We start from the raw sequence: 10,042 nt of genomic DNA, 5'->3' as shown, positions 1-10,042 counted from the left end.
GTGATGCTGATCGAGCTGGTGTTGGTGGCCACGATCACCTCGGGCGCGAGGATGCCGTCGAGCTGCTGCAGGATCTTGACCTTCAGGCCTTCGTTCTCGGTCGCGGCCTCGATCACCAGTTGCGCGCCCTTGAGGTCGTCGTAGCTGGTCGAGCCTTTGATCAGCGCCAGCGCCGCGGCCTTGCCTTCGGCGGTCAGCTTCTCTTTCTTGATCAGGCGGTCCAGGCTGCCGGCCACGGTGGCCAGGCCCTTGTCCACCGCGGCCTGGGCCACGTCGACCATGACGACGCGGATGCCGCTGACCGCGCAGGCCTGCGCGATGCCGTTGCCCATGGTGCCGGCGCCGATGATGCCGACGGTCTGGATGCTGCTCATGAGTGTCTTGCTCCTGTGATGGGGTGCTGAAAAAACGATTGTCCCGCCTGCCGAGACCCAGGCCGTGACGGGGCGTCCCGCAGGCGTCTGGCCTAGGCTGGCGCCCCTACCCGGGGCGCGGGCGGGGTGCTAACTTGACCAGCATTGTCGCGGACCGTCTTGCACCGGCATGACGGCGCGTGACACCGGCGCGGAGCGGCGATGCCCGTGCCACCACCACCAGACGGAGACCCCATGTTCGATTTCATCATCGTCGGCGGCGGATCGGCGGGCAGCGTGCTCGCGGGCCGCCTGAGCGAAGACCCGGCCGTGCGCGTGGCCCTGCTCGAAGCCGGCCCGGTGGACCACAGCGTGCTGATCCACTGCCCGGCGGGGCTGGCCGTGATGGCCAAGTACCAGCTCAATGGCTGGGACTACTCGACCGTGCCGCAGCCGGGCCTGAACGGCCGGCGCGGCTACCAGCCGCGCGGCAAGGTGCTGGGCGGCTCCAGCTCCATCAACGCCATGATCTACGCCCGCGGCCACGCGCAGGACTACGACGCCTGGGCGGCCGAAGGCAACCCGGGCTGGTCGTATGCCGACGTGCTGCCCTACTTCAAGCGGGCCGAGCACAACGAGCGTGGTGCCGACGCCCTGCACGGCCAGGGCGGGCCGCTGAACGTGATGGACCTGCGCTCGCCCAACCCGTTCCTGCCGTCCTTCGTGCAGGCCGGGCAGCAGGCCGGGTACCGCCACAACCCCGACTTCAACGGCCCGGAGCAGGAGGGCGTGGGCGTCTACCAGGTCACCCACAAGAACGGCGAACGCTTCAGCGCCGCCAAGGCCTACCTCACGCCCCACCTGGGGCGGCCCAACCTGCAGGTGATCACGAACGCGCTGACCACGCGCGTGCTGACCGAAGCGCGGGAGGGCCGGCCCTGCGCGGTGGGCGTGGCCTACCGGGCGGGGGGCGGCCGCGGCGAGGAGCAGACCCTGCGGCTGCGCCCCGGCGGAGAGGTGCTGCTCAGCGCGGGCGCTTTCGGCTCGCCGCAACTGCTGATGCTCTCGGGCATCGGGCCGGCGGCGCACCTGCGCGAGCACGGCATTGCCGTGGTGCACGATCTGCCCGGCGTGGGCCAGAACCTGCACGACCACCCGGACGTGGTGATGGTGGTGAACGCACCGAAGCGCACCGAGCTGTTCGGCGTGTCCTTCAAGGGCGTGTTGAACATGGCCCGCGGCCTCTTCGAATGGCGGCGCCAGCGCAGCGGCCCGCTGACCACCAACTTTGCCGAGGCGGGCGGCTTCATCAGGAGCGCGCCGAGCGAAGCCATCCCCGATCTGCAGCTGCACTTTGTGGTGGGCAAGCTGGTGGACCACGGCCGCAAGACGGTGCTGGGCCACGGCTATTCGTGCCATGTGTGCCTGCTGCGGCCCCGCAGCCGTGGCACGCTGCGCCTGGCCAGCAGCGACCCGCAGGTCATGCCGCTGATCGACCCGGCCTTCCTGCAGGACGCCGACGACGTGGCGCGGCTGGTGCGGGGCTTCAAGGCCATGCGCGCGCTGTTGCAGCAGCCGGCCCTGGCGCAGCACGGCGGGGTGGAATCCGCCGCGTCACGCGATGCGGTCAGCGACGCGCAGATCGAGCAGTTCGTGCGCGGCCATGCCGACACCATCTACCACCCGGTGGGCACCTGCCGCATGGGGCCCGAGGCCGCGAGCGGCGCGGTGGTGGATGCGCGCCTGCGCGTGCACGGGGTGGACGGTCTGCGCGTGGTGGACGCCTCGGTCATGCCCAGCGTGGTGGGGGGCAACACGAATGCCCCGGTGATCATGATGGCGGAGAAAGCGGTCGATATGGTGCGCGGCGATCGTGCCGCAGCGGGACTGCGGTAACCTCGCGCCTACCTTCAACACCCACGCTCCGGCGCGCTGTGTCTGCCGAACCAGGATGCCGCGGAACTGCCCTTCGATCAACTCAGGACAGGCCGCAGGCATCGCCCCAAGGGGGGTGACGCGAAGCGGCGCGGGGGGAGCTCATTCCCATGATTCTTGAACACGCCGACATCCGCATCGACCCCGCCAAGGCGGCCGACTTTGAAGCCGCCATCCTGCGCGGCGCCAGCACCGTCATCGCCACCGCCCAGGGCTTCAAGGGCTTCAAGGTCAACCGCAGCATCGAGAGCCCGGGCCGCTACATCCTGATGATTTACTGGGACACGCTGGAAGACCACACCGTGGGTTTCCGCCAGTCGCCGGCCTTCACCGAATGGCGCGGCATCGTCGGGCCGTTTTTCCTGCAGCCGCCGGTGGTGGAACACCTGGAGCTGGTCGGAAAAAGCTGAGAACTGCGCTGCGGCCGGAGCACGTGTCCGACGGCCAGGATGCTGCGGAACGGGCTTTGCCAGGCCGCAGGCCGCAGGCGGCAGGCGGCGCGGGGCGAGCCTACCTTCGCCATCCGGCCAGCACCAGGCCGAAACCGATGAACACGCTGCCCGCCACGCGGTTGATCCACAGCGTGGCGCGCGGCCGCTGCAGCCAGTGCCGCGCCCGGCTGGCGAGCCACACATAGGTCAGCAGGCACGACACCGAGGCGCAGATGCTGAGCGAGACCAGCGTGGCGAACTGGGGCAGCAGCGCCTGGTCGGTCTGCACGAACTGCGGGAACAGCGCACCGAAAAACAGGATGGCTTTCGGGTTGGTGAGCGAGACCCACAGGCCCAGGCGCAGCATCTGTGCGTCGCTGGCGGACGGCGTGTCGACGCCGTCGGTGCTGTCCAGCGCCATCCCGCCGCGCGCCAGCAGCATGCGCGTGCCCAGGTACACCAAGTAGGCCGCACCCACCCACTTCACCAGCGTGAACAGCCAGGCCGAGGTGTGCAGGATCACGCCCAGACCGAGGATGGACGCGCCCGCCAGCAGCACCAGGCCCAGCTGGTTGCCCAGCGTGGAAAACAGGCCGGCGCGGAAACCGCGGGTGGCGCCGTTGCGCAACGCCAGCAGCACCGCCGGGCCGGGCGTGGCGGCCGTGAGCCAGGTGATCAGGCTGTAGGCCAGCAGCATGTGCAGGCTCACGGCCTCAATCCCGTGGTGCTGTCTGGCGCATCAGTGTGGACTTGCCGAACAGGCTCTCGATCAGATCGACCGCCAGCTCCGCGGTGCGGTTGCGCACATCCAGCGCCGGGTTGAGTTCCATCACGTCCAGCGAGGCCAGCCGCCCGGTGTCGGCGATCATTTCCATGCACAGCTGCGCTTCGCGGTAGGTGGGGCCGCCGGGCACGGTGGTGCCCACGCCGGGCGCGATCTCGGGGTCGAGGAAGTCGACGTCGAAGCTCACGTGCAGGTGGGTCTTGTCGTCCAGGCCCATGAGCGCCTGTTCCACGGTGTGGCGCATGCCCATCTCGTCGATGTAGCGCATGTCGAACACCTCCAGCCCGGCTTCGTGCACCAAACGCTTTTCGCCCGGGTCCACGCTGCGGATGCCGATCTGCCGCACCGCGTCGGCGGTGATGGCCGGCGTGTGGCCCCCGATGCCGGTGAGCTCGGCCGGGCCGTGGCCGCACAGGCAGGCCACTGGCATGCCGTGGATGTTGCCGCTGGGCGTGAGGGCGGCGGTGTTGAAGTCGGCGTGCGCGTCGAGCCAGAGCACGCGCAGGGTCTTGCCGGTTTCGCGGCAGTGGCGCGCCACCGCGCTGATGGAGCCCAGGCCCAGGCAGTGGTCGCCACCGAGCACGATGGGCATGCGGCCCTGCGCCAGTTCGGCGTGCACCGCATCGTGCAGCGTGGTGTTCCAGGCCACCACCTCGGCCAGGTGGCGGTAGCCGTTGACCGGCGGCAACCAGGGGTTGGACGGGCCGCTGAGGTTGCCACGGTCGGCCACCTGCAGGCCGTGGCTTTCGAGCACGGGCTGGATGCCGGCCACGCGCAGGGCTTCGGGGCCCATGGAGGCGCCGCGTGCGCCGGCGCCGATGTCGGTGGGAACGCCGATCAGGCTGATGGGTGGGGTCATGCGGGGCCTCTGCCGGGGGGCTGAAAAGGGGTGAAAGGGTGTGAATGGGTGAACGATGTTACAGAGGACGGCGCTGCGCCGCCCTGGCCCACATCGGGTTACCGGCCGCCGAGGCGCGGCACGATACTGGTGCGCATGATGACCTTGTGCTCTACGACCGCTGGCGCCTGGCCCGGTTCCCCCCGGTTCATGAACGGCTTTTCGCTGGTGCCGCCCTGGCGCCAGAGCCTCTGGGCGGCGCTGGCCGTGGCCGTGATGACGGCCTGCGGCGGTGGCGGTGGCGGTGGCGGTGGCGACGCGCTGGAACCGACCGGGCAGGACCCGGTGGCGAAGCTGCCCGGTGCGGTGACCCCGGCGCCCGGTGGCACCGCGACCGCGACAGCGTGCGACAGCGCCCCCGGCCGCGTGCTGGACGTGGGGCCGGGCCAGGCGCTGGCCACACCTAGCGCCGCGGCCCGGGTGGCCCGGGCCGGCGACGTGGTGCGCATCGCCGCCGGCGACTACCGGGGCGATGTGGCGACCTGGACCGCCGCCGGCCTGACGATCTGCGGCCGCGGTGGGCGGGCGCGGCTGTACGCCGACGGTCAGAGCGCGGGGGGCAAGGCGATCTGGGTGGTCAGCGGGGCCAACACCACCATCGACAGCATCGACTTTTTCAACGCCAAGGTGTCCGACCACAACGGCGCCGGCATCCGCGCCCAGCACACCAGCGGCGACCTGCGGGTGGTCAACAGCGGCTTCTACGACAACCAGAACGGCATCCTGTCGGTGGCGGGGCCGATCACGATCACCATCGAAGGCAGCGAGTTCGCGCGCAGCGACACCGGCACCACCGCTGCGCTGGGCCACAACCTGTACATCGGCCGCATCCAACGGCTGACGGTGCGCAACAGCTTCTTCCACGAGGCGGTGCGGGGCCACAACCTCAAGAGCCGGGCCCAGGTCAGCGTGGTGGAAAACAGCTACTTCATGGACGGTCCCGCTGGCCGTTCCAGTTACCTGACCGACTTTCCCGACGGCGGCCAGGTGACGCTGCGCGGCAACCTGCTGCACAAAGGGCCGCTGGCCGAGAACCCGACCGCCGTGGCCTTTGGCGCCGAAAGCATGAGCGTCTGGCCCGCCAACACGCTGGAGCTGAGCCACAACACGGTCGTGATGACGCGGTCCGGGGGCTATTTCCTGCGGGCGCCGGCGGCCACCCAGTCCCTGCGGCTGACCGCCAACGCCTGGGCCGGCACCGGCAGCCCGGCGCTGCTCACCGGCGGGTATGCGCTGGGCAACGCGGTGCAGACCGGCAACGTGTCCTTGCAGGCCACCCAGTTCCCGGGCGCCAGCGTCCTGGCGTCGCCGGTGTTCTGGCCCACGGCCGCGGCGCTGCCCGCGCTGGCGCTGGTCGGTGTGCCGGACGCGGCCTACACGCACGACAGCCCGCGGCCGTACGCGCGGCGCGCCATCACCGGCGCCACGCGGCTGGCCGGCGCGCTGCAGTCCGCCCCCTGAGCGGGAGCGGGCGCCGGTTCAGGCCCGCGGCAGGTCCATCTCGAAGCGGGCGCCCTGGCCGGGGGCGCTCTGGGCACGGATCTGGCCGCCCATGCGTACCACCGCCTTCTGCACCAGGGCCAGCCCGATGCCGGTGCCGGGAATCTGGTCCTGCCGGTGCAGGCGCTGGAACATGCCGAAGATCCGGTCGTGGTAGCGCATGTCGAAGCCGATGCCCTGGTCGCTCACGCTCAGCAGCACCCGGTCGCCCACGGCCCGGGCTTCGATGCGCACACGCGGTGCGTCGCTGGCGGGCGTGAACTTCAGGGCGTTGTCGATCAGGTTGCGCAGCACGATGGCCAGGCCCTGGGGGTTGGCCTGCACGCACAGATCGTCCGGCATCAGCGCGCTCAGCTGGCCCTGGCGGGCCTCCAGCTCGTCGCGGAACGGCGCCGCCACGGCCTGCACGCAGGCCGACAGCACCACCGATTCGCTGTGTTCGGTCAGCTGCTGCAGGCGCGAATAGGCCAGCAGATCGTTGACCAGTTGCGACATGTGCAGCGTCGCGCGCTGGATGCGCTGCAGGTACTCGCGGCCCTGCGCGTCCAGCTGGCTGGCGTGCTCGTCCAGCAACAGCGTGCTGAAGCCTTCGATGCCGCGCAGCGGCGTGCGCAGGTCGTGCGAGGCCGAGTAGGTGAAAGATTCGAGCTCGCGGTTGACGGTCTGCAGGCGTTGCACGCTCTCGTGCAGCTGCTGCGTGCGCTCTTCGACCTTGTGCTCCAGCTGTTCGGTCATCTCGCGCACCTGCGCGGCCGCCTGGGCGCGCAGCCGCAGGTTCACCAGCATCTGGGCAAACAGCTCCAGCAGGGTGATTTCCTCCACGCCGTAGACCCGCGCGTGGTGCACCGAGTCCAGGCCCACGAAGCCCAGGCAGTCGTCCCCGTCCATCAGCGGCAGGGTCAGCAGGCCGCGGATGCCCATGGCCTCCAGCACGCGGCGCAGCGCGTTGTCGGGCAGGGTCTGCACGTCGGCGACCACGATCTTTTCACCGCGCAGGTGTCGCCGGTGCCAGTCCGACAGCTTGTGCAGCGGGACGTCCTGCCACAGCGATTTTTGCGGTGCGACGCCGGCGGCGCACCATTCGTGGGTGTTGGTGGCGGTGCCGGCCTGCGGGTCGTAGGCAAACAGGTAGGCGCGGTCGGCGCCGACGAACACCCCCATGTCGCCCAGCGCCGTGTCGATGGCCTCGTCCATCCGGTGCAGCGGCAGGTTGATGAAGCGGCTGGCCAGGCGGAACAGCAGCAGCACGAAGCCGTTCAGGCGTTCGCGTTCGGCGTGGGTTTTCTGCTGTTCGGTGGTGTCGCGCACCAGGAACATGCACTGCTGGTTGCCCGGCAGCCAGGCCAGGCGGGCGTTGAAGTGGTGGGTGCCCGCCGGCAGGTCCAGGCTGTAATTCAGTTCCTGCGGGCCGCTGTGCTGGGCGCGGGCCATCAGCGGCCGCAGTTCGGTCACCAGGTGGGGCGGCATGACGCTGTCAATGGTCTGGCCCAGGAAATCGTCGGGGCGGCGCAGCAGCCGGTCTTCGGACGCGGCCTTGAAGAACACGAAGCGTTCCTGGTCGTCCACCAGGAACAGCATGTCCTTGATGACGTCGAAGACCTGCTCCAGGAAGGCGCCCCGTTCCAGCGCCACCGCCTCGGCCCGCCGCAGTTCGGTCACGTCCAGGCAGGAGCCGATGTAGCCGATGAACCGGTGGTCGGCGTCGTGGCGGGGCCGGCCCTGCTCGTGCAGCCAGCGGTAGACGCCATCGTGGCGCCGCAGCCGGAACTCCAGGCTGTAGGCCCGGCGCGCCGCAAAGGCCTCGTTGAAGGTCTTCTCGCGGCGGTCCCGTTCCTGCGGGTACACGTCGTCCAGCCAGGGCGCTGCGCATTCGCTGATCAGGTCGCGGCCGGTGAAGTCCAGCCAGGCCTGGTTGAACCAGTCGGGGCGTTGCTGGGCGTCCACCGTCCAGGCCAGAGCGGCCGACGCGTTGGTCACCGTTTCCAGGTGCTTGAGGGTTTGCCGCTGGGCCTCTTCCAGGGCCTTGCGGTCGGTGATCTCGAAGGTGGTGCCCGCCATGTAGGTGACGCGGCCGCTGGCGTCGCGCAGCCCGCTGCCCTGGGTGTCGAACCAGCGGTAGCCGCCCTGCGCGTCGCGGGCGCGGAACTCCAGCCGGTAGTCGCCCTGGTTCTTCAGGAAACGTTGCAGCGTCCGGTGCAGCCGGGGCAGGTCGTCGGGGTGGATCAGGTCCAGGAAACGGGGCCCCATCTGTTCGACGGGGGGCGAGGGGTGGCCGAGGGTGACGAAAAATTCGTCGCTGTGCTGGATGAAGCCGCGGCCGAAATCCCACTCCCATACCTGGCCGTGCGCGGCGGCCAGGCGAAAGCGTGTTTCGCTGCGCGCCAGGGCGCGCTGCTCGCTCTCGAGCTGGCTGACGTCGCGAAACATCATCAGCAGGCGCTGCTCGCCGTCCTGCTGCACGCGTTCGGCGCTGTAGCGCACGTGGATGGGTTGTCCGTCCGGGCGCAGGCTGCGCGCGGTGGCATCGCGCACCTGCTCGCCGCGTTCCAGGCGTTCGATGAGCTGGCGCCGCTCCTCGGGCGCCCAGAGGTCCAGGTCGAGGGTGGATTGGCCGATCAGCTGCTCGCGGGTCCGGCCAAAGAGCGCGCAAAAAGCGTCGTTGATCAGCAGCAGGCGGCCAGTGCCCCATTCGCTCAGCGACATGCCTTCCGGTGCGGCCTGGAACACGGTTTCGAACAGCTGCTGGGCCGAGTGCTGGCGGGCTTCGGCCGCGTGCCGCTCGGTGATGTCGCGGGTGATCACCAGCGCGGTGGGCGTTTCGCCCGCGGCCACCGGCTCCAGGCTGGCCTGGGCTTCCCAGTGGCGCTCGCCCGACGGGGTGGTGTGGGAGAAATACAGGGTTTCCGGTCGGCCGGTGTCAAAGACGCGCTGCAGGCAGGCCCGCCATTGCGCGGCGATACCGGGTGTGCCGTGTTGCTCCAGCGTGCTGCCGATCAGGGCCTGGGCCGGGATGCCCGTGGCCGCCTCCAGCGCGGGGTTGGCGTACACCACACGGCCGGCCGGGTCGTAGCGCACGACCACGTCGGGCAGGTGCTCGCTCAGGGTCTGGAAGTGCCGCTCGCTGCGGGCCAGCGCGCGCAGGCTGCGCTCCAGGCGCCAGACGCCATAAGCGATGGCCGCGGCCACCAGCAGCATCAGTGCCACGGCCACGGCCACGGGCAGCCCGGCCGTCCACCCCGCCAGCGCACTCTGCAGCGGCAGCGCGTAGACGAACACCAGGCGGTCGGCGCCGGGGCCGAGGGCCTGGAAGCCCACGATGCTTGGCTCGCCGTCGACCGGTGCCGCGTCGTCGAACACGCCGGCGGGCGCCTGCCGCAGGGCATCGACCACCGGGCCGCGCAGCGTGCGCCCCTGCTCGCCGGGCACCGCCGGGTGGCGCAGCAGCACGGTGGCGGTGCCGTCGTCTTCGAGTCGCAGCAGGCCCAGGCGGCCGCCGGGGGGCAGCCCTTCGGCGGCGGAGCGGGCCAGCAGCGCGGCACGCGCCAGGGTCATCTCGTAGACCTGCCCGCCCTCGGCGGCGGGCTGGCGCCAGCGCAGCGACAAGCCCCACGGGCCGTCCGCCGGGGGGGCCTGGCCCGGCACCCACTGCGCTTCTTGCAGCGGGCTGTGGCCGGTGGCGGCCGGGTCCAGCCGCCGCAGCGCGAAGGGCTGCTCGGGGTCGGGGTGGGCCTCGACGCCCTGTCCGGGCGGCGGCGGGGCCATGCGGATGCGGGCCTGGGCCAGGCGCAGGGTCTGTTCCAGCTCGGCGGCCTGGCGCTGGGCGGCGTGCAGCGCCTGCGTCCGCGCGCGTTCCAGGGCGGCTTCGCGCTGCACCAGCAGCAAGGCCGTGGACAGCGCCAGCAGCAGCACCACGACCGCGGCCGCGAAGGCGCGCAACCAGCGTGCACTGAGCATGCCCATGGGCATGGGCGGTGGCGGCAGGGGGGCCGGTGCGGGCGCTGGCTCAGAGGCGCCGTGGCGTTCGGTCTGGGGAGGCATGGCGGCGGGGCTGCTGAGAAAACACGGACCCGGGATGGATCCCGTTTCAGTCTAGCAGGGCACTCCCGTTTTCAAGCGCTGGAGGACGGGCTGAAATGCCCGC

The 10,042-nt window shown here is 70.8% G+C and carries 7 protein-coding genes; 3 read left to right on the top strand and 4 right to left on the bottom strand.

Annotated elements, in window-relative coordinates; genetic code table 11:
• Nucleotides 1-374, bottom strand: a 374-nt coding sequence (locus RMP09_RS01725) for a 3-hydroxyacyl-CoA dehydrogenase NAD-binding domain-containing protein (RefSeq protein ID WP_310564284.1), incomplete at its 3' end; no start/stop codon positions are given.
• A gap of 234 nt (nucleotides 375-608) precedes the next feature.
• Between RMP09_RS01725 and RMP09_RS01720 the strand changes: the two genes are divergently transcribed.
• Both RMP09_RS01720 and RMP09_RS01715 read left to right on the top strand, forming a co-directional pair.
• A complete protein-coding gene (locus tag RMP09_RS01720; RefSeq protein ID WP_310564283.1) occupies nucleotides 609-2,249 on the top strand; it encodes a choline dehydrogenase in 1,641 nt (546 codons plus the stop codon).
• A 149-nt stretch (nucleotides 2,250-2,398) separates the two neighbouring features.
• Nucleotides 2,399-2,698: an antibiotic biosynthesis monooxygenase family protein gene (locus RMP09_RS01715; RefSeq protein ID WP_310564282.1), complete on the top strand. Its 300-nt coding sequence runs from the start codon at nucleotides 2,399-2,401 to the stop codon at nucleotides 2,696-2,698.
• A 100-nt stretch (nucleotides 2,699-2,798) separates the two neighbouring features.
• On the opposite strand, the gene RMP09_RS01710 is transcribed toward RMP09_RS01715, so the two are convergent.
• Complete coding sequence (locus tag RMP09_RS01710) at nucleotides 2,799-3,428, bottom strand: LysE family translocator (protein WP_310564281.1); 630 nt, start codon at nucleotides 3,426-3,428, stop codon at nucleotides 2,799-2,801.
• A gap of 4 nt (nucleotides 3,429-3,432) precedes the next feature.
• Nucleotides 3,433-4,362 (bottom strand): arginase, encoded by a 930-nt coding sequence (gene rocF, locus RMP09_RS01705; RefSeq protein ID WP_310564280.1) that lies wholly within the window; start codon nucleotides 4,360-4,362, stop codon nucleotides 3,433-3,435.
• 189 nt (nucleotides 4,363-4,551) lie between these two features.
• On the opposite strand from rocF, the gene RMP09_RS01700 reads away from it, so the two are divergent.
• Nucleotides 4,552-5,862: a hypothetical protein gene (locus tag RMP09_RS01700; RefSeq protein WP_310564279.1), complete on the top strand. Its 1,311-nt coding sequence runs from the start codon at nucleotides 4,552-4,554 to the stop codon at nucleotides 5,860-5,862.
• A gap of 18 nt (nucleotides 5,863-5,880) precedes the next feature.
• Here RMP09_RS01700 and RMP09_RS01695 read toward each other — a convergent pair whose 3' ends face one another.
• A complete protein-coding gene (locus tag RMP09_RS01695) occupies nucleotides 5,881-9,939 on the bottom strand; it encodes a PAS domain S-box protein (RefSeq protein WP_310564278.1) in 4,059 nt (1,352 codons plus the stop codon).
• Nucleotides 9,940-10,042: the final 103 nt, after the last annotated feature.

The sequence above is a fragment of the Hydrogenophaga sp. genome (assembly GCF_031426985.1).
Taxonomy (GTDB): Bacteria; Pseudomonadota; Gammaproteobacteria; order Burkholderiales; family Burkholderiaceae_C; genus Hydrogenophaga.
This window is presented reverse-complemented; position numbering and strand designations above follow the sequence as displayed.

Coding starts and splice junctions, on each gene's coding strand:
- RMP09_RS01720 (WP_310564283.1), top strand. CDS start 609: ATGTTCGATTTCATCATCGTCGGCGGCGGATCGGCGGGCAGCGTGCTC.
- RMP09_RS01715 (WP_310564282.1), top strand. CDS start 2,399: ATGATTCTTGAACACGCCGACATCCGCATCGACCCCGCCAAGGCGGCC.
- rocF (WP_310564280.1), bottom strand. CDS start 4,362: ATGACCCCACCCATCAGCCTGATCGGCGTTCCCACCGACATCGGCGCC.
- RMP09_RS01700 (WP_310564279.1), top strand. CDS start 4,552: ATGAACGGCTTTTCGCTGGTGCCGCCCTGGCGCCAGAGCCTCTGGGCG.
- RMP09_RS01695 (WP_310564278.1), bottom strand. CDS start 9,939: ATGCCTCCCCAGACCGAACGCCACGGCGCCTCTGAGCCAGCGCCCGCA.